Here is a 25,071-nt window from a genome sequence, read left to right as displayed (position 1 = left end):
AATATTTCTTGTAATTGTGTTCTATTTTCCTGCAGTGAGTGGTGGTATAAGTCGGTAGGTTACTAACACAGGGCTAATAAACTGATTATGTAGACTGAACAATGATAAATAGATTGTTCAGAAATCTATGCCTGGTATGATTGCCTGGAAATTTTATTGATAGTAGTAGTTAAATGAAAACTGGTGAAATTCTTGTAATCGATCTTTTTGCTGGGCCTGGCGGGCTTGGGGAAGGTGTGTCTTCTGTAACAGATGAAGATGGTAACAAACCATTCAATATTGGTGTATCGGTCGAGAAAGAGCCTTCGGCACATAAAACATTAACAACGCGAGCCTTCTACAGAAAAATTAAAGAATTAGATGGCGGATTAGAAGACTACTTCAATTATGTTCGTGGGAAGTTAACTCGGAATGAGATTTTTGAGTTATACCCTCACCAAGCTCAAGAGGCAATATACGAAACGTTAGAAGAACCAAGGGCTCTTGGTGAAGATAACGAGCTAATTCATACTCGCATTCGTGAACTAGTTGCAGCTCATAAAGGCCCCAAAATAGTCATTGGCGGGCCGCCCTGTCAGGCATACTCTTTAGCTGGACGTTCTCGCAATGCGGGAATCAAAGACTACAAGGCTGAAGATGACCACCGAAACTTCTTATACAAGGAATACCTTAAAGTATTATCTATAGCACAACCTGATGTATTTGTTATGGAAAATGTACGAGGTATTCTATCTGCCAAAATCGATGGCGAGGTTATGTTTCCTCAGATATTAGAAGATTTGAGAGATCCAGGACTAGTTACAGAAGTCAGTGGTGTTGCTAAATATAGAGTTTTTTCACTTGTTGTAGAGGCCGACGATCCAAACGATCCTCAATACCTAGACTCCTCAGACTTTCTTATTCGTTCTGAAAATTATGGCGTCCCTCAAGCACGGCATCGTGTAATTTTGTTGGGAGTACGACAGGGTATAGCCCATGTACCTAGTACCATTCATCCGATGGAGAAAGCTGTAACTGTTGAGCAAGTGCTGTCTGATTTACCTCCATTAAGAAGTGGCTTGTCTAAGCAGAAAGATATTCAAAAAGATTGGGAAAACCAAGTACAAATAAATGCTAAAAAGTTAAAACGTATTTTGAAAATGCGATTCGAGAGTGGTGCTGTTGATAAATTAAATCTTGAACCAATGTTAGGGTTAGATCGTCAAAGTTCTCTATTGCCAGAACTTGAGCGAATTATACCTGTTCATCTTGAAGACTGGTATTTGGATGGCCATCCTGGTTGTGTGTTAAATCATGCTACTCGCGGGCACATGACTTCAGATTTACTTCGTTATGCTTTCAGCGCTGCGTTTACTAAGTTAAGTGGTGGTACATCACCTAAAGCAAGAGATTATCCGTTAGAGTTAGCCCCTGATCATGAAAATTGGGATTCTGGTGTGCATGCCGATCGCTTCAGAACTCAAGCTGCAAATAAGTGCGCTACGACTGTGACTAGTCACATTTCTAAGGACGGTCATTACTTCATACACTACGACCCACAGCAGTGTAGAAGTTTAACTGTGCGAGAAGCTGCAAGGTTACAGACATTTCCTGATAACTATTTATTTGAAGGGAATAGGACACAGCAGTATGTGCAGGTAGGAAATGCTGTGCCACCGTATTTGGCACAGCAGATTGGTAGGGTTGTTATGAAGTTACTTGAAAGCAACTATACCCGGACGTGAGATATACTGTGCGCAGTTAAATGAAATATCGATCATTATCTGATCTCGAAGTCTAAATAGAGGATTCCCTAACCATAAATTTTCAGATGGCAGAGAGCCTATTTGATATTTAAAGGATAGCTGTAGCATATAATCAACCCCGGCGATGTTTATGTCTGGCACCCGATAAATGCCATTATGAGACTTTTTGTTTTGTTTCCCAAATATATTATATTCGGGCTCACCTTCGGGAGAGTGCTTTAGTGGTGTTAGTGCGGCAATTACATATCGATGTAATTTAGTTTTCTTCTGAGCTTGGTCACACTCGGCAGAAATTTCGACGAAACCTAATTTAGTAGATTTTCGTACCAACTCCCTATTATTCACTTTGACAATTTGTTCGAGGAACTCTTCCTCAATAAGTTCCTTAATAGTAGTTCCAAATCGGTTTTCGAGTTTAGTGAGTTTTGTTTGATCTCTTAATACATTGCTATCAAGTTCAAGAAATACTCCCCGACAAGCTTTTGAGTAGTCAGCATTTACTTGTTCGATGTGATAGAAAGAATTGAGTTTTGTCGCTAACTCTTGATCAATATCTATATTTACACCTATATTTGGCGCTGCATTTTTCCAAATATGACTATCGTTCTCATTTGAAATAGAGTTTAATTGGTCGTGTAAAACTGGGGCTAAACCTAAATCTAGAGCGAGTTCTGGGGCTTCATTTGCATTCAAAACCCCTATAGTCTCATTCCCTATTTTTGCCAATACACGTTCCAATTCAGATCTGTGTTGCGATTGGTAGCCTGCTCCAGGGTTGAGACTTGAAGGTTTAGTGAGATCGAATAATGAATTTGTAGTCTGTTTTGCTGCTTTTGTTATTCTACTTTCCCAATCTAAAAGAGCTTTTAGCAATGCACTTTCATCAATCAAGTCAATGATTTTATTCGTTAAAATTTTAGCGTCTTGATTTCCTAAATATAGGTCTTTGTCGATACAAGAAAAATGAAGAGGCAGCGTAATCTTTTCGCTAAATCGCTCTTGTAGTAATTCCATTACGCGCTCGACTTGAGCTGTTACACCTGACCAGAAAATAAGAAGATAAGGACCTTTTATAGCTAACTTAATAAGTAAGTCAGCAATTGGAGTTACTAGCTCCATTGTGTTACCTAGAGAGCCATTTCTAAGGTTTAAGTCTGTAACGACAATCCTAGGTTGAAAGTTACTAACATCAATATGGTCAATGCCAGAACGGTTATCCATTAGGTCATATTTATAATGAATAGGTAAGCAAGGAATACCACCAGAAAAAAATGCATTTTGAATTGCTGTAAGTTGCTGTTGTTCATCGTCCACAGCGACGATGTTTACATTGTTTATCATCAATTTACCTTGTTAAAAACTAATGCTACAGCAGCACCGCTGTATACTTCGGAAAGGTCTAGATCTTCAGCGGTTGTGATAATTATTTTGCCACCAATTGATTCCATGACTTGGTCTGCATAGTAGAGGCCGACTCCCATACCTCCCGGTCTAGTGGTATTAAATGGTTGAATTGCTTCATCAGGAGTTAAATCAAATCCTGGTCCATTATCCAGAACCACAATAGCCGGTCCTTCTTTGAAAAAGTCAGTTAATGTGGTGATTTGAATACCAGGCTTGTAGTCAGCGTCATTTCCTTTCTCTGCCTTCAAGCCCGTCCAGTGAATTGCGTTATCAATGATATTATTAATGGCAGCAAGTAGTAAATTTGAAGGGCCTTTGATTTCAAAATCGACTGCCTCATCAGTTTTTAATGGACAGGAAGCAATAACCCCATGATGGGAGAAACGATGTTGAGAAAAATCAAGAGCTCCTTCAATAAGAGCCCTAGCTGGAAACTTTTTACTAGCATTGTTTTTTAGAAGAGGAGCAAATCCTTCAAGTAGTTTTGCTAGGTGTCCAGAGCGCTCGCGTAACGTATTGTAGTCAACATTTTTTTGGATGTCAGAGTTCAACTGGATAATTCCGCGCTCTACTTCATGGAAAATTACAGATAAATTGACGCCAGTTACAGCACTAAGTGTAACTTGTCGCATTTGTTTGTAGTCAGACTCTATTTTAGACAATTGACCACCTAGTTCTTTGTCTAATTTATGCTTAACGAGTCCGTCTTTGAGTTTCTGAATATTCTCTTCAAAACGTTGAGTTGGCAGCTTTTCTTTTTTATTAGCGCCTTGCTTGGCATCTTGTAATTGCTGCCTAGCCTTTAAGTGCAGTAAGTGAAAATGCTCCATTATACTGAAGGTAATTAGCCGAAAACGTATAAAGTCCTCATTTTCATCGAAGCCCTCTCGGTTTGTTTTTTCTTCGAGGCCTCGGCTATTTTCAAGGTTTAGTTCTACATTGCCAATTACTAAATTTACAGCGATACGCTTGCCTGGGTTGTTTACACGCATAGCGTTAAGACCTAACCAATCATCGTTTCTCTCACCATAATTGAATACTCGAATGCCATCTCTATAAACACGGATACCTGTATTGTCATCAAGGTATTGGCGAATAGACTGATATGCCCCTAGTGCGTTAAGGATCTCTTTTTCTCGGGAAAAAACATAAAAACAGCCCTTAATAGGACCTATGTTAGTTAAATCATTGGGGGTTAAAAGTAAGTCATTTCGGTTTTCAAAGAAACGGCTTAACCTTTCTTCTTTCGATGGCGGAAATAGTTCTAAAGCTTCATTGTTTCCGGCTTTAGTTTCACTTTTTAATGAGGAGTATAGAGAAGGTGGGTTAAATGTATAATGATAGGAAAATTCTCCGTTAGTATTAATCTCAAATTCATACTTCCATAGAGCATTATTAATTACATCTTCGGCATCCAGTACATCATCATAATCAACTTCTCTGCCTGGCACGGTTAAGAAGACTTCAAAATCTGAAGTTGTTTTGAACGGTGACGTTAGACTTGTCAAAAGTCTTTTAAGCCTTCTAATATCTCCCCTTGTCCACTCCAATTTATTGAGATTACTAACAACAATACGTGTGCCAGTCATTTCATCAGGGAAATACAATGGAGTTGCCAATTCTTCGACTTGAACTTTTGTATCTTCGATGTATGTTGCTTGGCCAATAACCTTTGGCCAATCAATAGTTATTTGAACTTCAGGAAAACCTTTACTTCTAGTATTAAGTTGCATAATTGAGCCGAGTTTGTGTACGGCGAGTCGACCTACTCCTTTTTCTCCAAGAGGAAGGCGGCCAAATTTTGAACTTCTTATCCAGTTGGAATTACGCTTACTCTCAGTACCAATTTCCATCCATTTTGTTAGGATTGTGTTTTTATTCATCCCATGGCCATCATGATCCCAAATGGCAATATAGGGTTGTTCGTTGTTGAGGTTTAGTTCTACTTCAACAGATGTTGCATCAGCGTCATAAGCATTTTTTACTAGTTCGAATACAGCCAAACGGTCATCACCAATCAGCTGATCACCGAGTAATTTAAGTAAATGGGCATTTGCTCTAAATGATGTGGTTGTAATATTTGACATCAGTGAACCCTCAGAGTTTATTATATTTTCTACGATTACCAACTTTTATGCTCTCAAGTACCCCTTCTTTGAGGAGTATTCCCAGAACACTATAGGTGAGATAGTCTTGTTGGTTGCCGTCATTATCTGATTGTAGGCCCAAGTAATGAGCACAATCAGAATTTGTTATTCCTTTTGGATTTTCTTCTGAAAGTGAGACGATTGAATCTTTTAATAATTTTAATCCTAACTGAGCTTTTTCGACTGCACCATTAGGAACGGTAACTTTATCATCTGTTTTGCGCTTGATAGACCTTGGGATTATCGTATTATATAAGGAACCACCACTTTCAATAGTCCCAAAACTTGTAATAAATTCGAGTTCAATTTGTAATGCTTGTTCTTCAGTTAACTTTTCTATCACTTTGGAAATAATAGGTACACTTCCAGAATTTAAAATCTCTTGAATGTGTTTTCCTTTACGAGTGTCATCTACTTTTCTTAGATGTTCGGTTGATCTACTACCTGTACCTTTCCCAATGTAAAACACTCTAGCTGGTTTTTCTCGAGGGTCTTTAAGTGAGTACACATAGTAGGTAGCCGTCATTCTGATGTCCTTGTTCAGCAAGAATTCTAGATAAATATTTTCAATTAAAATTGTACAAAACAGTTTCTTAATAATGCCACATTAACTAGAAAGGTGTTAGTTGTCATGTGGGTATAGATTAGCAGGATACTTTAACTAACTGTATGACCTTGTTGACAAGTAAGACTCTCCAAAAAAGTACTTATATCTTCGAACAATTCACTTTCAAAAATTATGTCACCATCAGAACTGTAGATTTCTGGATGTGTTTCATTACCTTCGTTTGTGGCTTCTTGGATTAAGTAACGGCTGTTTGAGTCTTCACGTTCGGTAGGGGCAGCGTGATCAATCCATAAGACGTAGTACTGTGAGCCGATGCTAAAGTAAAAGCTTGGGCTTACATCGTTATGCCAACTTTTATCTTTAAGATAAGGGTAATCGCTTAAGTTAAATCCTAAGTCAAAATCTGCACCAAATTCATTTTTGTATAACATCTGTATCTCCACTAATTATACGTAATAGTTCTCATTATCTTTACTGTTAATTGTTTATAATAGTCTGCAATGATTTGGATAATGTATTTAGAGCTTCTTTCCTTTCTTCAAAATAATCATGCTGGTTATAGATCCCTTCTACACCTTTAAGCTTATGATTAAGGCAACGTTCTGCTACATGCCCTAGTGTGCCTTGCTTGGCTAATAAAGTACGACAAGTGCGGCGTAAGTCGTGAACGGTAAAGTGGTCCATATCGCCCATTACGTTGGGTGGTTGCTTCTTTTTACCAGCTTCATGACCAAAGAGTTTGGTTATTGCACGGTTTAGAGTATCTCTACCCATATGTGGGTTCTTGCTTGAACGTCTGCTAGGGAACACATATTCAGATCCACAAGCTCTTACCTTTAACTCTTGTATCCAGTTCATTACTACTTCAGGTAATGGAATAGCAATGCCAACACCTGATTTACTTCGCTCTTTCGATAAGTTCCAAATCTGCTTTTCTAAATCAAATTCCTTCCATGGCGCTTCTGCCAATTCAGATTTCCTAATACCCAATGTAACCAGTAATGCACAGGCTAGATAATTGTCACGGCTGAAACTATCGCTGTTGCTTCGTGCAATATGAAAGAACTGAGTAACTTCTTCTATTGTTAACGCCCTGTCTTTGCTTTTTTCCACGCCACCAGCATCAGAAACCGAAAATGCACTCGCTGGATTTGCGCCAAGCAGATCCAGTTTTATGCCGTGATTGAAAAGTTGTTTACAGTACATCAGAGCGTCGTTAGCGATCGCTGGACGGCCAGTAGCTGCAATGGCCTTCAATACTTCTCTTATGTCTCTAGCGTTGACGCTATTGACGTTAAAGGTGCCTATATGTGGCGCAATGTCTTTGCGGTAGATGCGTTCGGGGATTTCGTGGTGTTTGAGTCTTTTAACGTTACCGATATGCCAATCGGCGAAGAGGTCATCGACGGTTTTAATTTCGACTTGTTCGGCGCGTTTCTTAGCGACAAGAGGATCTAACCCATCTCGAAACTGTTTCATTTTTATTGCGGCGTCGGCGCGAGCATCAGCAAGAGAGAGATCACTGTATTTGGCTAGTGTCATTTCTTTGCGTTTATTGTTGGCAGTGTAGCGGAGCATCCAAAACGCTTTGCCGGATTTGGGTACAACAAAATACAGTCCTCCACCATCGGCGAATCGACCAGGCTCTCCCTTAGCTTTTGCTGCTATTTCCTTTGCGGTTAATTTTCCCATCTGCTCTAGTTCTCCAGCCAATTATAAGGGTGGGTATTTTACCCACCACTACACATTGACTAGATACTAGCATACTCACCGCATTACCCACCAGATAGTTCGGGAAAGTGGTGGGTACGTTTGGACCTCTACGGATTGAGATTAAGCATAAACCCTTTATAAACAATGATTGCGTTACGTTTACGGACTTAAATGGACGTTATTCCACGTTTTGGATCTGCTCGCGCATTTGCTCTATCAAAACTTTAAGCTCTACTGCTGCAGAAGTGATTTCTGCGCTGATTGATTTTGAGGCTAAGGTATTTGATTCGCGGTTAAATTCTTGCATCATAAAGTCTAAACGACGGCCTTCACTGCCGCCTTTTTTAAGGATTCTGCGGGCTTCGGTTACATGCGCTTCAAGGCGATCCATCTCTTCTGCAACATCTTGTTTCTGAGCCAGTAATACCATTTCTTGCTCAATTCGTGCCGGGTCTAATTCACCTTGAATTTCGGCTAAGCGATTAGTCAGTTTTTCACGCTGATACAGCATAACGGTAGGCATGTGGTCACGTACCACTTTGATTTGCTCAGTCACGCCGTCTAAACGACTTAGTAGCATATCTTTTATAGCTGAACCTTCACGGCCGCGGGCTTCAATGAATTGGTCGATGGCGCTGTCAAACGCTTTCATTAATTCAGCGCCTATGCTGTCCATATCTTGTTCTGCTGAAGCTAGCACACCAGGCCAGCGTAGCACGTCGGTAAGGCTTAGTTCGCCTTGTCCGGCTTCTTGTTTTAGCCAATTGGCTGCATTAAGTAATTGTTTGGCTAAATCTTGATTTAACTGCAATTCGTTTGTGCTGTTGTCGGCTAGTTCATAACGTAGGTTTACTTCCACTTTACCGCGATTTAAACGTTTACGCAGGCGATCACGTAGCACGGGCTCAAAGCTACGGAATTGTTCTGGCAAGCGTAGGTAGGTCTCTAAATAACGCTGATTGACTGAACGAATTTCCCATGAGGCTGTGCCCCAGTCTGCTTTATGCTCGATACGAGCGTAAGCTGTCATGCTTTGGATCATGAAGTGTCCTATATGATATTAACCAAATTGATTTTCGATTATAGCGGTTTTATCACAAGGGGTTAAAGGATTCGTTCACACAATGTCGCCTTTACATGGCATATGTAAGCTTATGCGACTATAATATCGTCCCAAATTAAATACGAATTCGACTACAGGACTTTTCATGCGCCCAAGCAATCGTACACCCGCTCAAACTCGCCCTATTACTATTACCCGTAACTTTACTGCCCATGCGGAAGGTTCGGTGTTGGTTGAGTTTGGTGATACTAAAGTACTTTGTACCGCCAGCTTTACTGAAGGTGTACCGCGCTTTTTGAAAGGCCAAGGACAAGGTTGGGTAACGGCTGAATACGGTATGTTACCGCGTTCGACCCATAGCCGTATGGACCGTGAAGCGGCTCGTGGTAAGCAGTCAGGTCGTACACAAGAAATTCAACGCTTAATCGGTCGCTCATTACGTGCTGCAGTTGATATGAAGCTGTTAGGCGAAAATACTCTCGTTATCGATTGTGATGTGATTCAAGCTGATGGTGGCACGCGTACTGCTGCTATTACAGGTGCTTGTGTGGCATTGGTTGATGCGCTTAACTGGGCGCGTGGTAAAGGCATTATTAAAGCTAACCCGCTTAAGTTTTTAATTGCAGCAGTAAGTGTCGGTATTTATAAAGGCGAAGCGATCAGTGATTTAGAATACATTGAAGACAGTGCTGCTGAAACCGACATGAATGTTGTGATGACTGAAACGGGCAAAATTATTGAAATTCAAGGTACTGCAGAAGGTGAGCCATTTAGCCACGAAGAGTTACTGGAATTGCTTGGCCTGGCTAAAAACAGTATTCGTGAAATTGTCGATGTACAGAAAGCGGCATTAAGTTAATATGCTGTTGAAAAATTAGGACCTTTGGTGGTCCTTTTTTTTAATCTAAAATTTGATTGTAGAGGAATGAAAGTGAAAGCTTATCAACGTGAGTTTATTGAATTTGCCTTAGAACGCCAAGTATTGCGCTTTGGTGAGTTCACCTTAAAATCTGGCCGTACTAGCCCGTACTTTTTCAATGCTGGATTGTTTAATACAGGCAAGGATTTAGCCCGTTTGGGACGTTTTTACGCCGCTGCATTAATTGATTCTGCTATTGAATTTGATTTGTTGTTTGGCCCGGCTTATAAAGGCATTCCTATTGCAACAACTACAGCAGTCGCCCTTTGTGATCATCATGATGTGGACATTCCTTATTGTTTTAACCGTAAAGAAGCAAAAACTCACGGCGAGGGTGGCAGCCTGGTCGGCAGTGAGCTTAAAGGTAAGGTTATGCTGGTTGATGATGTGATCACCGCTGGCACCGCGATTCGTGAATCAATGGAAATTATTAATGCCCACAATGCCCAGCTTGCTGGAGTATTGATTGCACTTGATCGTCAAGAAAAAGGCAAGGGTGAATTATCAGCGATTCAAGAAGTTGAACGTGATTTTGGCTGTGAAATTGTATCGATTATTAAATTAGCCGATTTAATAAATTATCTCTCTGAAAAGTCGGGCATGGAAACCGAGCTAGCTTCGGTGAGCGCCTATCGTCAGCAGTACGGGATTTAATTGGTACTGACGAGTTAGTTTCAGTTTAAGCATAAAAAGCTGCGTAATAATCATATTGCTGCAGCTTTTTTATTGGAATATTTATCACAATCGGTAATTGTTGTGGCTATTTAACTTGATGCAAAAACTCAGCACGGGTAGCCGGATTTGACTTGAAAATACCCCCTAATGCTGTGGTGGTGGTTGAACTTGTTGAATCCATTACGCCACGAGATTTAACGCAGTAATGCACCGCATCGACTTTTACCGCAACATCTTTGGTTTCAAGCAAGGTTTGTAATGCCACTAACACTTGTTGGGTTAAACGCTCTTGTACCTGTGGTCGCTGGGAAAAAAATCGCACTATACGATTAATTTTTGATAAGCCGATAATCTTGGTGCGTGGTAAGTAAGCAACGGTAGCAAAGCCATCTATGGTGACTAAGTGGTGCTCACAGGTACTGGTTAAACTGATGTCTTGCACCCGCACCATTTCATCAACGCCCATTTTGTTTTCAATGACGGTGATTTTGGGGAAATTCTCGTAATCAAGGCCTGAAAAAATCTCATCGACATACATTTTTGCAATCCGACGTGGGGTATCGGCTAGGCTGTCATCCGTTAAATCTAACGACATCAAGGTCAGAATTTCACGCATGTGATGCTCAATTTTAACCTTACGTTCTTCAGGTGTAGAGGTTTGTGGCAGCATAGGGGTTTCAAGCCCTCTATCAGCTAATGCGGCTTGAACTTTCTTGGCTGTTTCAGATAGTGCCATCATATTCTCCTACAACAAGTACCACTAAAGTGTACGTTAAAAATGAGGGAGCTGCTCACTGCAGCTGGATAGGGATGATAGCGTGGTTTGGACTAAATTAATATTGCTGACATAAAAAAGCCGACCCTTTTAGTCAGGTATCGGCTTTTGATGAGAAACTTTATGTAAAAAGAGGCTAAATATCCAGGTTATCTTTTAAGAATTTAAGCATTTTTTGGTAGTATTTAGCGCGATGTTTATCGTTATAAAAGCCATGGCCTTCATCATCCATGACTAGTTTTTCATAAGGATAATTTATATCACTTAAGCTTTTCTCAAGTGATTCAAGCTGAGTTAACGGCGTACGTTCGTCATCTGCTCCGTGCACTAACAGTAACTTTGCTTTTAATTTATTAACGTTATATGAAGGAGACATTAATTGCAGTGTAGCAATATCTTTACCTAAAACTTGGTGTTGGTAAGCTTTGCCTGATTTAGAGTTTGATACATCACTATCCTCTTTCCAAAGAGGGAGATCATATAAACCTGAAAAACCAATCGCACATTTAAATAAATCAGGCGCTACAATTGAGCTTTGTAACGCGCTATAACCTCCAAAGCTGCCGCCGGCAATGCAAATTTTCTCTTTATTTACAATGCCTTGGTCAATAATATATTGCGTACCGTCAATAATATCAAATTGTACTTCATTGCCCCATTTTAAATAACCAGCCTCTTCAAACTTACGCCCATAGCCACCTGAACCTCTAAAGTTGACTTGCAATACTGCAAAGCCTTCTTGTGCGAGCAACTGGTTCTGGGCATCAAACCCCCACCAATCACGTGTTCCATGTGGCCCACCATGTGGATTAACGATCAATGGTAAATTCTTTGCTTCTTTATCATTTGGCAAAGTTAAATAGCCTTGAATGGTTAATCCATCTCGGCTTGTAAAACTAATAGGTTTAACTTCAGCCATTTTCTCAGGGTCAAGCCAACTTTTCTGTGAAACAAGATATTCAAGTTTCATTTTATCCACATTGAATAAATAATAATCACCAGGATTTCTATCATTAAATGCTTTTATAATAAACTTATTAGCATTTGATGTTTCACTGACGATGTGAATCTGATGCCCTGGTAGTGATGCTAAAAGTTGTTCTAACAACTTGCTATGGGAGTCTTCAGTATTTACAAAGTCATATGCAGGGTATCCATCACTAAATTCGACAGCATATAATTGTTTACTATTTTTGTTAATCCAGTAGTCACTAGGATCGACATTTATATCTTGAATTATTTTCTCTTTCTTACCCGATGATAAATCAACTTTATATACTCCTAATGTTTCACCTTTGACACGACCGGCAGCAAAAATTGTATTGGGTTTGTCAGCAAAAGAGATTGGTGTAAAATCGTCCAATCCTAACTGGAGGTTTACAGTGTCAACCCACTCGCCATTCTCTCGGTAAAATAATTTTAATTTGTTGCTATTATCCACCCCAGATGCAAATTTAACTTCACCTTCATTGTCGGTTAAGAATTGGGTGTAACCAATCGGTGAGGTCATGAGTCTTTTTCGTTTACCTGTTTTTACATCAACGCGATAAACATGTTGTTGTTTACTGTAGTCCAAACTACTTCCTGTATCCCATGAAATAGCGTTTACTAGCATATATTTACTGTCATTAGGAAGCGGGTCTAGAATATAAGCAGTTGCCCTAATTGCGGTATTTTTTTTGATATTACTGCCTATTTGTGCTTCGCCATTATTATATCCAAATAGATACTTTACATTGGTTCCATCGGCATTTACGGACATCAATTCACCGTAATAAATAGGTTGCTCAGACCATCCTTTCAAATACATTTTTTGTAAAACAATGCGTTCATTATTAACCCATTCATAATCGCCAACTTCAGCGTTACCAGGAAAGCTAATGGCGTTAGTTAACTTTTTAGTATCAGTTTGAAGTATCAAGAGGGTCTTTTTTCCATCATGCGTAGTCAAAGCACTAATATAGTCTCCTTGTGGGGAAATTTTAACATCGGAATATTCAGCGCTCATGCTAAATATTTCAGATGTAGATAATGATGCAGCATGGGAGTAAGAGAGTGAAAACGTTAAAAAGCATAAAAATAGAAAGGCAGCGCGGTTCATATACATCCTTGTAATAATTGTTATATAAATATTTATTTTAAAATAAAAGAGTTTTAAATAATAGCTTTGCAAACGACACAATAAATTTTAATACATATTACTTAATAATTTAGCGTTGTGCGCTAATTAACTTCTTAATAGCTGTTGCTGAATAAACGTCCATTGTTCGTCAAAGTGCAGTGTTGGCTTTTGCTTAAACTCACTGCGGACAAACTGCGAGATTCTGCCTTCTGCAAAGGCCAGTAATAGGTTGGCTAAAACGGCTTCATCCAAATTAAATCCACGGCCTTCACGGACTGTTTTTTCACGCAGAATTTGTTTAATTTGAGTTTCTATTTTAGCAAAAAGTACGCTTATTCTGCTGCGTAGACGCTCGTTCTCGCCCAGTAATGCATCTCCATTAAGCACTCGTGATATACCTGGATTACGCTCAGAAAATACCAATAAAAGGTGCAATACTAATTGGCAGCGTTTCATGGTGTCTTTCTCTTCATCCATTATGATGTTTAAGCGAGATAAAAGCGCATCTTCGATAAATTCAATTAACCCTTCAAACATGCGCGCCTTACTTGGAAAGTGGCGATAAAGAGCCGCTTCTGACACCCCAACTTCGGCAGCGAGTTTGGCTGTGGTAATGCGTTGACCTGGGCTAGTTTCTAACATTTGAGCTAAACATTGTAAAATGTGTTCACGACGATTGATTTTAGGGCTTTCCGCCATTCTTATGTTCCTTGACTCAGTGACTGCAAGTTGGGTTATTTGGTGCCAGAATGACCAAATCCACCTTCACCACGATCCGAGTGATTAAATTCATCTACTAACGTAAATTGCGCCTGTACTATAGGTACAAATACCAGTTGTGCTAAACGATCGCCGATTTCTATCGTAAAAGATGTCGAGCCTCGATTCCAACAAGACACCATCAATGGTCCTTGATAATCAGAATCAATTAAACCGACTAAATTACCTAATACAATACCGTGTTTGTGACCTAATCCCGAGCGTGGCAATATTATTGCAGCAAGGCTTGGGTCAGCAACATGAATTGCTATACCTGTTGGAATTAATACGGTTTCACCCGCGGTAATTTCCATCGTTGTGTCTATCATGGCACGTAAGTCCATACCCGCGCTTCCCGGTGTGGCATAGACCGGCAATGGAAACTCACTGCCAATACGAGAATCTAAAATTTTTAGTTCAATAGGTGTTTTCATGTTGTTGGTAATTGTTGATTAATTAAAGTAAGCAGTTGGCGCGCTAACGAGAGTTTATCTGTTGCGGGTAATGAATGTTGCCCATCATGCCAAAATACCTGTAATGCATTATTATCGGCATTAAAGCCTAAGCCTTGAATAGACACATCATTAGCGGCAATCATATCCAGCTTTTTACGCTCAAGTTTCCCGCGAGCATATTGTTCAACATTATTAGTTTCTGCCGCAAATCCGACGGTAAAGGGTTTATTGGCTAACGCTGCAACATTGGCGAGTATATCTGGGTTTTGCACCATAGACAGTTGCATTTTATCGGCCGACTTTTTCATTTTTTCAGTGGCGATGTCAGCTATACGGTAATCTGCCACAGCGGCACAACCAATAAAAATATCTTGCTGGCTAATATTAGCCATAACCGCAGTTAGCATTTGTTCAGCTGATTCTATATCGATACGACAAACATTGGCTGGAGTAGTCAAATTAACTGGACCAGTAACAAGTGTGACTTCAGCACCCATTTCCTTCGCTGCTTGAGCCAAAGCAAAACCCATTTTGCCTGAGCTATGGTTGGAAATGTATCTTACAGGATCAATGGCTTCACGGGTGGGACCTGCTGTTAATAGCAATTTTTTACCTGCAAGTAATTTTGGCGCAAAAAATTGAACCAATTGTTCTGCTATGGCTAATGGCTCAAGCATGCGTCCTGGGCCGACTTCACCACAGGCCTGGCTGCCAGATGCTGGTCCCCAAAGGGTAAAGCCTTTTCTGGTTAAATTAGCAATATTTTCTTGTGTGGCGATATTTTGATACATCTGCTGATTCATTGCAGGGCAAATGATCACTGGTGCGCTAGTTGCTAGGCATGTTGTCGTGAGTAAATCATCTGCCATACCTGCATTGATGCGGGCGATTAAATTTGCTGTGGTAGGGGCTAGAAGTACAACATCGGCCCAACGCGCTAATTCAATATGTCCCATAGCGGCTTCCGCAGCTGGATCAAGTAAATCTGCAGCGACAGGATAGCCTGATAAGGCTTGTATCGTTAGCGGAGTAATGAACTCCATGGCACTTTGAGTCATGATAACTCGAACATCTGCGCCACGCTCTTTTAGGCGGCGAATAAGGTCGGCACTTTTATATGCAGCAATGCCACCACCAATACCTAATAACACTTTCTTATCTGTCAGCATGGATAAAATTCGCTTCAAATCGTAATGCGGCTAACGATACCACAAAGCAATCAAAAGTGGGTGAAGATCCATTATCAAAATATTCGACCATACTGTGAGAGTGACAAATTATTTGAATGGATTTTGCTCGATTAAAAACAAGGAATGTTTATGGCAATTAAAGATTGGCCGCAAGGTGAAGGGCCGCGTGAAAAATTATTACTCAATGGTGCAGGGCAATTAACTGATGCCGAATTATTAGCAGTGATTTTACGCAATGGCTTAGCAGGACAAAATGCACTGGATTTATCACGTCAATTGATCACGCAATTTGGCGGCTTGCGTAAATTATTCTCTGCCCCTAAGCAGCAAATTTGTAAAGTTGCCGGTATTGGACCGGTAAAATATGCTCAATTACAGGCCGCAGCGGAGATTTCTAAGCGAATTGCACGAGAAAATCTACAAAAAGGCCAAATTTTGACAAATCCTGATTTAACTCGGGACTATTTAATGAGACAATTAGCAGACCGATCCTATGAAGTGTTCGCCTTACTATTGTTGGATAACCAACATAGAGTCATTCAATTTGTAGAATTATTCCGCGGAACTATTAATGCAGCCTCGGTTTACCCCCGTGAGGTGGTGAGCTTAGTGTTGGAAAAAAACGCCGCGGCTGTAATAGTATGCCACAACCATCCATCAGGCATTGCAGAGCCCAGTCAAGCTGATCGGCGAATAACTGAGCGAATAAAAATTGCATTAGAAACTATCGATGTTTCTTTGTTAGATCATATGGTTGTGGGTGATAAAGAGATAGTATCCTTCGCTGAGCGGGGATGGATGTGTTAATCACTACTTGATCTTATGTAGCTAATCGTGTATAAAATGCGCCCTCTTTGTGCCTCGGGCGACGGCCATACGAGGCACATTAATGCTCGAGCGTTAAAAATTTGTTTTGGAGAAGATTGACATGTCAAGAGTATGCCAAGTAACTGGCAAGAAGCCTATGGTTGGTAACAACCGTTCGCACGCTAAAAATTCGACTCGTCGTCGTTTTTTACCTAACCTACAAAACCACCGTTTTTGGTTAGAAGAAGAAAAACGCTTCGTGCAACTACGTGTATCTACTAAAGGTATCCGTATTATCGACAAAAGAGGCATTGAAGTTGTTATTAAAGAACTTCGTGCTCGTGGCGAAAAGGTATAATAGAAAATGGCTAAATCTAAAGGTAATCGTGAGAAGATCAAATTAGTATCTAGTGCTAAAACTGGTCACTTCTACACTACTGAAAAAAATAAGCGTAATATGCCTGAGAAAATGGAAATCATGAAATTTGATCCTGTTATTCGTCAGCACGTTATGTACAAAGAAGCTAAAATCAAGTAATTGATTTATGCCTCTTTTAAAAAGCCCCTTTACAGGGGCTTTTTTTATGCTTGTAATAAAGTAAGCTATACTAATGAGTAAACGTTTTATCTTTATAGCTGTCCTAAATTTTTTACACTTGGCACAGCATGTTTATTTTATTGAAAGTGAAAATAAATGCTTTAATAGTGCATTAAAATGCAATAGCATTGCGTCAAATGTGATGGGTAGGAATTAACCGCTATCGCAATTTCGAAACTTAATTATTTAATGAGGTGAATCTGCCTGTGAGAACTACAGAATTGGTTGATGGATTTCGTCATTCTGCACCCTATGTTAATGCCCATCGCGGTAAAACCTTTGTTGTGATGCTAGGCGGGGAAGCGCTGGCGAATAATCATTTTCGTGCCATTTTGAATGATGTGGCGTTATTGCATTCTCTCGGGATTAAAATTGTTCTTGTTTATGGTGCTAGGCCGCAAATTGATGTGGGCCTTCAGGCCGCGGGTATTGAGCCTGCTTACCATAATGGTGTGCGTATTACAGATGAAGATACCTTAAAGGTAATAAAACAAGTTGCCGGAGCGGTACAGTTTGATATTACCGCGCGCTTATCCATGAGCCTTGGCAATACGCCAATGCAAAATGCACAAATCAACTTGGTCTGTGGTAATTTTGTGATTGCTCAGCCTTTAGGGGTAGATGATGGGGTTGATTTTTGCTTAAGTGGCAAAGTACGTCGTATCGACAGCCAAGGCTTAAAGCGTCAGTTAGAAAATAATTGTATTGTTTTAATGGGACCTATAGCCGCGTCTGTTACGGGCGAAAGCTTTAATTTAACGGCCGAAGAAGTGGCAACCCAGGTTGCTGTAAAACTAAAAGCAGACAAAATTATCGGCTTTAGTGAAACAAATGGATTGTTAGATGAAAACGGCAATGCAATTGCTGAACTGATGCCAAATCAAGCGCAGCTGCAGCTTGAGTTAATGGAGCAAAATGGTTCGGCATGCACAGCAACTACAGCTTTCATTAGAGCGAGTATTGATGCTTGTCGCAATGGCGTACCACGTTGCCATTTAGTCAGTTACTTAGATGATGGTGCTTTACTGCAAGAGTTGTTCTCACGCGAGGGTATTGGTACCCAAATTGTGACTGAAAGCGCAGAGCGCTTACGCCGCGCGACTATTGGCGATATTGGTGGGGTATTGAACCTTATTCGTCCATTAGAAGAGCAAGGTATTCTAGTGCGTCGCTCACGCGAACAGTTAGAAATGGAAATCGAGCAGTTTATGCTGATTGAACGCGATAACTTAGTCATTGGTTGTGCGGCGTTATATCCATTTGAAGAAGACAATGCCGGTGAGTTTGCCTGCTTAGTTGTTCATCCTGATTATCGTGATGCAGACCGAGGCAGCGTGTTGTTAAACAACATTATTGGTCAAGCGCGTGTTCGTGGTTATTCACGCCTATTTGCCTTGACAACGCGCAGTATTCACTGGTTTTTAGAGCATGGCTTCAACATTGTAGAAGTAGAAGAATTACCCGGTAAGAAAAAGCAGTTATACAATTATCAACGTCGCTCAAAAATATTGGCACTGGATTTGTAATCGAATAACCCTGTTGTCTCGTTAAATATGCCGGTCTGTCCGGCATTTTTTATGCCTGTCATTTATCAAATTAATAGATTTGACATAATATGTCGTTGCTGGCAAATTAAATGATATTAAATTTATTATTATTTTTTATCCAGTGGAATACGTTTATGCACATTATTTCTCTCAGTGCTTTAGGCCCGTCAGCGCTATATAGCCTAATAGGTTTGTTAGTGGGACTGCTTGTTATTGCCGTTATCGTATTGCGTAAACCCATGCCTAATAATGCTAAGTATGCCTCCATGGGGATCTTGTTGGCTGTGTTTGGGGTATTTATATTAACCTTGTATCAGTCATATAACAGTCAGCTGGAATGGGATGATAATAGCGTGTCATTCAATGTGCCGTTATATAGCCAAGATTTTACCGTGAGTGATATTGATTGGCAGGCTTCGTACATCGCTGATTTAGCCATTCAAACCCAATTGCAGCCTAAATGGCGTATCAATGGATTAGGATTGCCAGGTTACGCTTTAGGCTGGTTTAAATTACAAAATGGCAATAAGGCCTTACTGTCAGTTGTTGCGGCGGAAAATGGCACACAAAAAGTGGTAATAGTGCCTATTATCGATAAAGATTATGTGATCATGATTAGCGTGGAGCAGCCAGATACTGCCCTGGCTTTGCTCCATACTCAACTAACCTATTAAATGAGTGCTTGAGGGGACTTGATGAGGTTAATTATACTTTGGCTGTATTAATGCGTTTTTGACGTTGTGCTAGCATGTCACCGACAAATACCACAAGCGCTAACCAAATAAATCCAAACGTTAGGCCTTTTTCCATATCAAAAGGTTCATTAAACAGCTTGATAGCCAAAATGAACATAATACTGGGGCCTATATATTGAAAGAAGCCTAGAATGGAAAATGGGATACGTACCGCCGCTCCCGCAAAGCAAAGTAACGGAATGGTAGTTATAATACCCGCTGCAATTAAGGTTAGATTTAAACTAAGGTTGTTGACTAGCATACTGGTAGCCGATGAATCGAGTGTCATTAGTAAATAACCTAAAGCGATAGGTAACAGCAATGCTGTTTCAACTAATAAGCCGGTTTTAGCATCGATATTGACCTTTTTACGAAGTAAGCCATAGAAACCAAAACTGGCGGCTAATGCAAGCGATATGAGTGGAATAGACCCAAACGAAATTAACTGTAGTAACACCCCAATGAAGGCTAGGCTCACAGCAACCCACTGCAATTTACGCAATCTTTCCCCAAGAAATAACATGGCTAAAAAGACATTAAATAATGGGTTAATGAAGTAACCTAGACTGGCATCTAGCATGCGGTCATTATTGATGGCCCAAATAAAGATTAACCAATTGGCGGCGATTAATATCGAGGTGACAACTAATACCGCAACTTGTTTAGGTTGTTTAAGCACTAAGCGTAAACGCCCAAATCCACCGATAAATTGCATTAATAGGATCATAAATACAAATGACCAAATCACTCGGTGCATTAAAATTTCAAGAGGAGACACTTGAATAAGTAATTTGAAGTAAAGCGGAGCAATTCCCCACATAGCGTAGGCGCACACAGCAAGTATAACGCCTTTGCGGTATTCTAAGTCAGGCATAAGTTCACAGGAATTGTCAGGTAAATGAGCCGGAGATTGTAGGCCTGATAGTCGCCTGACTCAAGTAAACTTATTTATCTTATTAGATTGCTGCTGTAAAGATTCTGCCTCAAAATTAGCCCACCATATAGGTGCCCGTGCCGAAGGCAATATGAGTGCCTTCCTCGTTATGTAATTCCATACGACAAACTGACACCCGATTACCTGAGCGAATAACACTGCCTGTGCCTGTGAACACCTGGCCTCTACCTGGGCGAAGATAATCAACGCGCATATCAATGGTACCTAGAGTAGTGAGGCGTTGTTGTAATTCTTCAATTTGCCAATCATCTCGACTGCCAACTAACCCTGCAAACACGGTTAAACCACCCACAACGTCCAGTATTGTTGCTGTTACTCCGCCATGAAGAATGTTTTGATGAATATTGCCAATTAATTCAGGTTTCATCTTAATGGCCACTTCTACTCCCTGAATATCGTAGCGTATGATTTCTAACCCTAATAGATTATGAAACGGGACATGCTTATCGAAAATCTCTGCAACCTGTTGTAACACTTGAGCTTGAATGGGTGTTGTCATGTTCGTCCTTGCTTTCTATTAAACGTAGAGTATTTAATCTAGCGCTAATTCTCATCATTTGATAGAGGTGAATGTGGTTTAAGCCAAGACATCTGTGCATGGGTGCTTTAGAATAGTCGACTCATTTTGTTCTGTTCAACTAATTATGGATAAACCATTTTCCGCTAATGACATCACAACCCGTTCAATCTACTCATGCTGATTTATTAGCTGCTCAATTGCAGCAAGTCTTTGGTTATCGCGATTTTCGCGATGGGCAGCGTGAGGTTATTGAGCAAGCTTTATCCGGCAACGATACCTTGGTGATAATGCCAACTGGTGGTGGTAAAAGTATGTGCTACCAGTTACCAGCACTCGTTATGCCTGGGTTAACTATTGTGGTGTCACCGTTAATATCCTTGATGAAAGATCAAGTCGATAGCTTAAGGCAAAGTGGGGTTAGTGCGGCGTATTTAAATTCATCCTTACCACGGGAGCAAAGCGCCGCAATTTTGCGTCAGTTGCACCAGGGCGAAATAAAACTGCTTTACGTTTCTCCTGAGCGGTTATTAAGACCGGACTTTATTGAGCGTATGCACGAGCTTACCATTTCATTATTTGCCGTTGATGAAGCGCATTGTATTAGTCAATGGGGTCATGATTTTCGGCCTGAATATGCTGCATTAGGTGCGCTTAAACAGCATTTCCCTCACATTCCATTAATGGCATTAACGGCCACAGCAGACCATGCTACCCGTCAGAGTATTTGTGAGCGTTTGCATATTCAGCCCTATACTCTATTAGCCAGTTTTGATCGTCCAAACATTCGCTATACCGTAGCGGAAAAACTCAATGCAGCGAATCAATTACGCCAATACCTCCAAGTTCAAAATGGCGCCAGTGGGATTATTTATTGCAGCAGTCGTCGCCGCGTTGATGAAGTGTCTGAGCGCTTACGCTTACAAGGTTTTAATGCGCAAGGTTACCATGCGGGCATGAGTCAGGATGACAGAGCGGATATACAGGATAAATTTTTAAAAGACCAAGTCGACATAGTCGTTGCGACGGTGGCATTTGGTATGGGGATCAATAAATCGAATGTGCGATTTGTGGTGCATTATGATATTCCTAAAAGTATTGAATCCTATTATCAAGAAACTGGCAGAGCCGGTCGAGATGGGTTAGAAGCCGAAGCCTATATGTTATTTGACCCCGCCGATATCGGCAGGGTTAGACACTTGATTGAACAATCTGAACCGGGTCCACAGCAACAGGTTGAGTTTCATAAGTTACATACCATGGCAGCGTTTGCTGAAGCGCAAACTTGCCGTCGTCAGGTACTACTGCATTATTTTGATGAGAGTGCCTCTGAACCCTGTGGTAACTGTGATATTTGTCTTGACCCACCTAAACGATACAACGGTACTGAAGATGCGCAAAAAGTGTTGTCCTGTGTGTTTAGACTACAACAACGCTTTGGTATGCATCATATTATTGATGTGCTAAGAGGTTCTAAAGCTGCCAATGTGATGGATAGGGGCCACGACAAGCTGACAACCTGGGGAATTGGTGCTGATAAGTCCGCCGAACATTGGTTAAGTGTACTTAGGCAATTAATTCACCTTGGCTTAGCCAGTCAAGACATTACCCGCGGCTCCAGTATTCGCTTAAACCCCGCCGCCCGACCGATTTTAAAAGCTGAAATGGCGTTGATGTTGGCTGAACCACGTATTCAGTTATTAGATGTTAAACGTAAGCCCAATACCCGTTCAGTGCAGCAATATGATCGTAAGCTGTTTGCACGCTTAAAGCTATTACGGCGAGAGCTTGCTGAACAACACGATATACCGCCTTATTTGGTGTTTAATGATGCAACGCTGGCTGAAATGTCTGCCATGTTACCCACAAGTCCAGGTGAAATGCTGGCTGTAAACGGCGTAGGCCAAATTAAACTAGACCGCTTCGGTGGTGAGTTTCTTGATGAGATCAGTGACTATTTAGCCAACAGCTAATGTCTCGGTTATCAGGCCATAAAACTCTGCTAAATCAAAAAGTTTTCAAGTAAAACCTCAAATAACAGCCATTACCTCTAATCCAGTTTGTTTAGTATTTTATTTACTACTTTGGTGCCACTTCTGTAAATTGCCTAGCTGATTTAATTCTGCACGTTTCATTAAGCTATCAAGGTTGTCCAACTGCTGCAGGCTGGCGATGCCAAAGTTAACTTTAATCGATTGATAAGGTTGAATAATGATCGCAAGTTGATTAACTACTCGTGTAGCACCTTTATCGGTCGTGAAGGGCAGTAATACTGCGATTTGGTTGCTTTTTTGGCGCAAAATTTTATCTTGCTCTCGTAAGACTTGCTGCATTGCTCCTTGCACTATCGCAATATCCACATCACGCATATTGACTGTGTCCAGTAGCAACAATGTGAGCGGATTATGGCTCTGCTTTGCCAAGCTTAATATTGAATCTATTTGCTGTAATGGGTCGTCATCATTTCTCAAGTTGAGTTCAGTTTTAGGCTTGCGGGAGATAAAGAAAATAAACGATGCAAATAAAATAAAAATAGCTAAACTGAGTAGCGCGATATTTTGTGCTTGAAAGATTAACGATGATGGGTCTATTTGTTGAGTAATATTTTCAATGGGTTCGCGATTAGCCTTGAGCTGTGCAATGCGTGTGTTAGTCAGTTTTTCACTGGCCTTTTGACTTGCAGCATATTTAAGTTCTTGCTGATGAAACGCTAATTTATATTGATTGTTGCTGCTGTAATGTTGACTTAGAATTTGATGAAACTCTACTAGATCAAAAAATTGATTATTATGATTAGCTTGGGCAATGTTTTCATTCATTAACGATAACGCTTGCTTGTTTTTATCTTGAGCGAAATAAATCATTGCTAAAGTACGTTGAGCCCGCATTAATTTAATATCGTCATTAGTATTGATAAAATACTTGATGCTTTTTTCAATAGCGGTTTCTGCTGAGAGTAAGTGACCCAGGTGCAGTTCGATATAAGCCGTTTGGGCATTAAAATTAGCTTGGTTATTTAAGTTATCTGGTTCAGGTGAAAGGGTTTTAGTTAACGCTAAATAGTGCTCTGCAGATTTTAAATCACCTGAAGAGATAGAAATTCGTGCCAAGTAAAACCCCACAGCGGTGGCAATAACTCCATTAGACTGATGTGAGGCTTGTGCTTCTTTTGCATAAGCTAATGCTGCCAATAAATCACCAGAAGAATACATTAAATTGCTCATCACCAGTGTTAAGTAAGGTTCAGGCAGTAAATACCATGATGGAGTTTGATCTTTTGCGGCAGGATATAAGTCTATGGCGACTTTGATATCTTCAGATGCTTGTGAGAAGGTTTCGTTAGTATTATTTCTGGTACTTCTAGTTATTAAGCCCTGAGCCAATGCTTGAGGCTGGTTATATAACTGAGCTAATTTAATCGATTCCTCATTGACGAGTGCGGCCAGAATTTGTTCCCCCTCAAAATCCAATGCACTTGCTTCACAGGCTAGAAAATAGGGTTTGGCTAAATCTATACGCATTTTTTGAGCCATATCGACGCCAACTTTGGCTACTTTAATGGCTTGTGAATTTAAACCCAAATTAATCAGATTAAAACAACTTAACAAATGTAATCTCAAATAATGATGATCAGAAAAAGGCGTTGCTTGATGCAAAGAATCAAGCTCATCAATAAGTTTTTTAGCCTGAGCGGGATACTGTGGTGACAGCCAATTGATGTAATCGAGCTTTTCTGTTTTCGTTTTAAGCTGATAATCATCATGAGTTAATGCGGGTGGATAAGTTGCAGCCAAAGCTGTGTTGCTGTTTAAGGATAATGCTGCGGTAATAAGTGTCAGTGATCCTGTGATAAATAAGCAATACACACGTATAAACCGCTGCAACAAAAACATGATGACCTTTGGGCTTGCTAAAAAAGATGCCAGAGTAGTGTTGAGTATACCGATTTCACGCTAAATAATGCACAAAATTAATGACTAAGTTAGAAGTGAAACAATGAGATAGCTCGATTTATAACGCTATTTATTCAATGATTATTCATTTTAATCGTCACTCATATTATTCAACTTAGTAAAAATGGGGTTGACACTGAGGCGCTGCCAAGGTAATTATTAACCCAAGAGAAAATTCGATCACGATAAAAATAGAATAGATATTTAAAAATTATGAATAACACAAATGTACTTCTAGGGCTCCTCCTCCTCATTCGCAGAAACTGCGCGGAGCCTGTTGTGCTGAATGTGAATTAATTTTCTCACCAATCACAAACCCCGCGCATGATGTCGCGGGGTTTTTTGTTTATACGCATTTGAAAATGTAGTCATTACCGAGAAGCAATTGCCAATTTAGTTTGAAAAGCAAAGGCAAAAATGGAGTA

At 40.3% G+C, this 25,071-nt stretch carries 23 protein-coding genes; 9 read left to right on the top strand and 14 right to left on the bottom strand.

Annotated features, from left to right (window positions below; translation table 11 throughout):
* Positions 1–173 precede the first annotated feature (173 nt).
* Complete coding sequence (locus FJ709_RS18285) at positions 174–1,724, top strand: DNA cytosine methyltransferase (RefSeq protein WP_226411833.1); 1,551 nt, start codon at positions 174–176, stop codon at positions 1,722–1,724.
* Here the strand turns inward: FJ709_RS18285 and FJ709_RS18280 are convergent.
* The 6 genes from FJ709_RS18280 to FJ709_RS18255 form a co-directional block, all read right to left on the bottom strand.
* On the bottom strand, positions 1,695–3,086 hold the full coding sequence (locus FJ709_RS18280; RefSeq protein WP_226411831.1) for a hypothetical protein: 1,392 nt from the start codon (positions 3,084–3,086) through the stop codon (positions 1,695–1,697). The two genes, FJ709_RS18285 and FJ709_RS18280, sit on opposite strands and share 30 nt — an antisense overlap.
* Entirely contained in the window at positions 3,086–5,236 is a 2,151-nt protein-coding gene (locus tag FJ709_RS18275; protein WP_226411829.1) for an ATP-binding protein, read from the bottom strand. Before FJ709_RS18275 ends, FJ709_RS18280 begins: the two co-directional genes overlap by 1 nt.
* 10 nt (positions 5,237–5,246) lie before the next feature.
* Positions 5,247–5,822 (bottom strand): GIY-YIG nuclease family protein, encoded by a 576-nt coding sequence (locus FJ709_RS18270; RefSeq protein ID WP_226411827.1) that lies wholly within the window; start codon positions 5,820–5,822, stop codon positions 5,247–5,249.
* 131 nt (positions 5,823–5,953) lie between these two features.
* Positions 5,954–6,295 (bottom strand): hypothetical protein, encoded by a 342-nt coding sequence (locus tag FJ709_RS18265; RefSeq protein WP_226411825.1) that lies wholly within the window; start codon positions 6,293–6,295, stop codon positions 5,954–5,956.
* A gap of 46 nt (positions 6,296–6,341) precedes the next feature.
* Entirely contained in the window at positions 6,342–7,556 is a 1,215-nt protein-coding gene (locus FJ709_RS18260) for a tyrosine-type recombinase/integrase (protein WP_226411823.1), read from the bottom strand.
* 199 nt (positions 7,557–7,755) lie between these two features.
* Entirely contained in the window at positions 7,756–8,619 is an 864-nt protein-coding gene (locus FJ709_RS18255; RefSeq protein ID WP_226411821.1) for a YicC/YloC family endoribonuclease, read from the bottom strand.
* Positions 8,620–8,785: 166 nt separating this feature from the next.
* On the opposite strand from FJ709_RS18255, the gene rph reads away from it, so the two are divergent.
* Both rph and pyrE read left to right on the top strand, forming a co-directional pair.
* Positions 8,786–9,499, top strand: a complete 714-nt coding sequence (gene rph, locus FJ709_RS18250; protein ID WP_226411819.1) for a ribonuclease PH — start codon at positions 8,786–8,788, stop codon at positions 9,497–9,499.
* 72 nt (positions 9,500–9,571) lie between these two features.
* Positions 9,572–10,213, top strand: a complete 642-nt coding sequence (gene pyrE / locus FJ709_RS18245; RefSeq protein ID WP_226411817.1) for an orotate phosphoribosyltransferase — start codon at positions 9,572–9,574, stop codon at positions 10,211–10,213.
* Positions 10,214–10,319: 106 nt separating this feature from the next.
* Here pyrE and folE read toward each other — a convergent pair whose 3' ends face one another.
* The 5 genes from folE to coaBC form a co-directional block, all read right to left on the bottom strand.
* Positions 10,320–10,970 (bottom strand): GTP cyclohydrolase I FolE, encoded by a 651-nt coding sequence (gene folE, locus FJ709_RS18240; RefSeq protein WP_226411815.1) that lies wholly within the window; start codon positions 10,968–10,970, stop codon positions 10,320–10,322.
* Between the two features lie 175 nt (positions 10,971–11,145).
* The gene (locus tag FJ709_RS18235) at positions 11,146–13,110 is read right to left on the bottom strand and encodes an alpha/beta hydrolase family protein (RefSeq protein WP_226411813.1); all 1,965 of its coding nucleotides are present in this window, start codon (positions 13,108–13,110) and stop codon (positions 11,146–11,148) included.
* A 126-nt stretch (positions 13,111–13,236) separates the two neighbouring features.
* The gene (slmA, locus tag FJ709_RS18230) at positions 13,237–13,830 is read right to left on the bottom strand and encodes a nucleoid occlusion factor SlmA (protein ID WP_226411811.1); all 594 of its coding nucleotides are present in this window, start codon (positions 13,828–13,830) and stop codon (positions 13,237–13,239) included.
* A gap of 35 nt (positions 13,831–13,865) precedes the next feature.
* On the bottom strand, positions 13,866–14,324 hold the full coding sequence (gene dut / locus FJ709_RS18225) for a dUTP diphosphatase (RefSeq protein WP_226411809.1): 459 nt from the start codon (positions 14,322–14,324) through the stop codon (positions 13,866–13,868).
* Positions 14,321–15,514 carry a bifunctional phosphopantothenoylcysteine decarboxylase/phosphopantothenate--cysteine ligase CoaBC gene (gene coaBC / locus FJ709_RS18220; RefSeq protein WP_226411807.1) on the bottom strand — a complete coding sequence of 398 codons (1,194 nt, stop codon included), beginning with the start codon at positions 15,512–15,514 and terminating at the stop codon, positions 14,321–14,323. The genes dut and coaBC overlap by 4 nt, the downstream gene beginning before the upstream one ends.
* 150 nt (positions 15,515–15,664) lie before the next feature.
* Between coaBC and radC the strand changes: the two genes are divergently transcribed.
* From radC to FJ709_RS18195, 5 genes are all read left to right on the top strand, one after another.
* On the top strand, positions 15,665–16,342 hold the full coding sequence (gene radC, locus FJ709_RS18215; protein WP_226411805.1) for a RadC family protein: 678 nt from the start codon (positions 15,665–15,667) through the stop codon (positions 16,340–16,342).
* Positions 16,343–16,463: 121 nt separating this feature from the next.
* Positions 16,464–16,700 (top strand): 50S ribosomal protein L28, encoded by a 237-nt coding sequence (gene rpmB, locus FJ709_RS18210; protein WP_226411803.1) that lies wholly within the window; start codon positions 16,464–16,466, stop codon positions 16,698–16,700.
* A gap of 6 nt (positions 16,701–16,706) precedes the next feature.
* Entirely contained in the window at positions 16,707–16,880 is a 174-nt protein-coding gene (gene rpmG, locus FJ709_RS18205) for a 50S ribosomal protein L33 (protein ID WP_226411801.1), read from the top strand.
* 266 nt (positions 16,881–17,146) lie between these two features.
* Entirely contained in the window at positions 17,147–18,466 is a 1,320-nt protein-coding gene (gene argA, locus FJ709_RS18200) for an amino-acid N-acetyltransferase (protein WP_226411799.1), read from the top strand.
* Between the two features lie 155 nt (positions 18,467–18,621).
* Positions 18,622–19,161 (top strand): PH domain-containing protein, encoded by a 540-nt coding sequence (locus FJ709_RS18195; protein ID WP_226411797.1) that lies wholly within the window; start codon positions 18,622–18,624, stop codon positions 19,159–19,161.
* Between the two features lie 31 nt (positions 19,162–19,192).
* On the opposite strand, the gene rarD is transcribed toward FJ709_RS18195, so the two are convergent.
* Together rarD and FJ709_RS18185 are read right to left on the bottom strand one after the other, a co-directional pair.
* A complete protein-coding gene (gene rarD, locus FJ709_RS18190; protein ID WP_226411795.1) occupies positions 19,193–20,095 on the bottom strand; it encodes an EamA family transporter RarD in 903 nt (300 codons plus the stop codon).
* 115 nt (positions 20,096–20,210) lie between these two features.
* Positions 20,211–20,675, bottom strand: coding sequence for a thioesterase family protein (locus FJ709_RS18185; RefSeq protein WP_226411793.1), 465 nt, complete (start codon positions 20,673–20,675; stop codon positions 20,211–20,213).
* Between the two features lie 167 nt (positions 20,676–20,842).
* On the opposite strand from FJ709_RS18185, the gene recQ reads away from it, so the two are divergent.
* On the top strand, positions 20,843–22,666 hold the full coding sequence (gene recQ, locus FJ709_RS18180) for a DNA helicase RecQ (protein WP_226411791.1): 1,824 nt from the start codon (positions 20,843–20,845) through the stop codon (positions 22,664–22,666).
* Between the two features lie 99 nt (positions 22,667–22,765).
* Here the strand turns inward: recQ and FJ709_RS18175 are convergent, their stop codons facing one another.
* The gene (locus FJ709_RS18175) at positions 22,766–24,580 is read right to left on the bottom strand and encodes a hypothetical protein (protein ID WP_226411789.1); all 1,815 of its coding nucleotides are present in this window, start codon (positions 24,578–24,580) and stop codon (positions 22,766–22,768) included.
* Positions 24,581–25,071 lie beyond the last annotated feature (491 nt).

The sequence above is a fragment of the Shewanella glacialimarina genome, from assembly GCF_020511155.1.
Classification (GTDB): Bacteria; Pseudomonadota; Gammaproteobacteria; order Enterobacterales; family Shewanellaceae; genus Shewanella; species Shewanella glacialimarina.
This window is presented reverse-complemented; position numbering and strand designations above follow the sequence as displayed.

Bases quoted from the DNA above. Each gene is read 5' to 3' on its own strand.
- FJ709_RS18265 (WP_226411825.1), bottom strand. From the start codon at position 6,295: ATGTTATACAAAAATGAATTTGGTGCAGATTTTGACTTAGGATTTAAC.
- coaBC (WP_226411807.1), bottom strand. From the start codon at position 15,514: ATGCTGACAGATAAGAAAGTGTTATTAGGTATTGGTGGTGGCATTGCT.
- rpmB (WP_226411803.1), top strand. From the start codon at position 16,464: ATGTCAAGAGTATGCCAAGTAACTGGCAAGAAGCCTATGGTTGGTAAC.
- radC (WP_226411805.1), top strand. From the start codon at position 15,665: ATGGCAATTAAAGATTGGCCGCAAGGTGAAGGGCCGCGTGAAAAATTA.
- rarD (WP_226411795.1), bottom strand. From the start codon at position 20,095: ATGCCTGACTTAGAATACCGCAAAGGCGTTATACTTGCTGTGTGCGCC.
- rph (WP_226411819.1), top strand. From the start codon at position 8,786: ATGCGCCCAAGCAATCGTACACCCGCTCAAACTCGCCCTATTACTATT.
- dut (WP_226411809.1), bottom strand. From the start codon at position 14,324: ATGAAAACACCTATTGAACTAAAAATTTTAGATTCTCGTATTGGCAGT.
- recQ (WP_226411791.1), top strand. From the start codon at position 20,843: ATGACATCACAACCCGTTCAATCTACTCATGCTGATTTATTAGCTGCT.
- FJ709_RS18280 (WP_226411831.1), bottom strand. From the start codon at position 3,086: ATGATAAACAATGTAAACATCGTCGCTGTGGACGATGAACAACAGCAA.
- slmA (WP_226411811.1), bottom strand. From the start codon at position 13,830: ATGGCGGAAAGCCCTAAAATCAATCGTCGTGAACACATTTTACAATGT.
- rpmG (WP_226411801.1), top strand. From the start codon at position 16,707: ATGGCTAAATCTAAAGGTAATCGTGAGAAGATCAAATTAGTATCTAGT.
- folE (WP_226411815.1), bottom strand. From the start codon at position 10,970: ATGGCACTATCTGAAACAGCCAAGAAAGTTCAAGCCGCATTAGCTGAT.
- FJ709_RS18275 (WP_226411829.1), bottom strand. From the start codon at position 5,236: ATGTCAAATATTACAACCACATCATTTAGAGCAAATGCCCATTTACTT.
- FJ709_RS18270 (WP_226411827.1), bottom strand. From the start codon at position 5,822: ATGACGGCTACCTACTATGTGTACTCACTTAAAGACCCTCGAGAAAAA.
- FJ709_RS18285 (WP_226411833.1), top strand. From the start codon at position 174: ATGAAAACTGGTGAAATTCTTGTAATCGATCTTTTTGCTGGGCCTGGC.
- FJ709_RS18235 (WP_226411813.1), bottom strand. From the start codon at position 13,110: ATGAACCGCGCTGCCTTTCTATTTTTATGCTTTTTAACGTTTTCACTC.
- FJ709_RS18195 (WP_226411797.1), top strand. From the start codon at position 18,622: ATGCACATTATTTCTCTCAGTGCTTTAGGCCCGTCAGCGCTATATAGC.
- FJ709_RS18185 (WP_226411793.1), bottom strand. From the start codon at position 20,675: ATGACAACACCCATTCAAGCTCAAGTGTTACAACAGGTTGCAGAGATT.
- FJ709_RS18255 (WP_226411821.1), bottom strand. From the start codon at position 8,619: ATGATCCAAAGCATGACAGCTTACGCTCGTATCGAGCATAAAGCAGAC.
- FJ709_RS18260 (WP_226411823.1), bottom strand. From the start codon at position 7,556: ATGGGAAAATTAACCGCAAAGGAAATAGCAGCAAAAGCTAAGGGAGAG.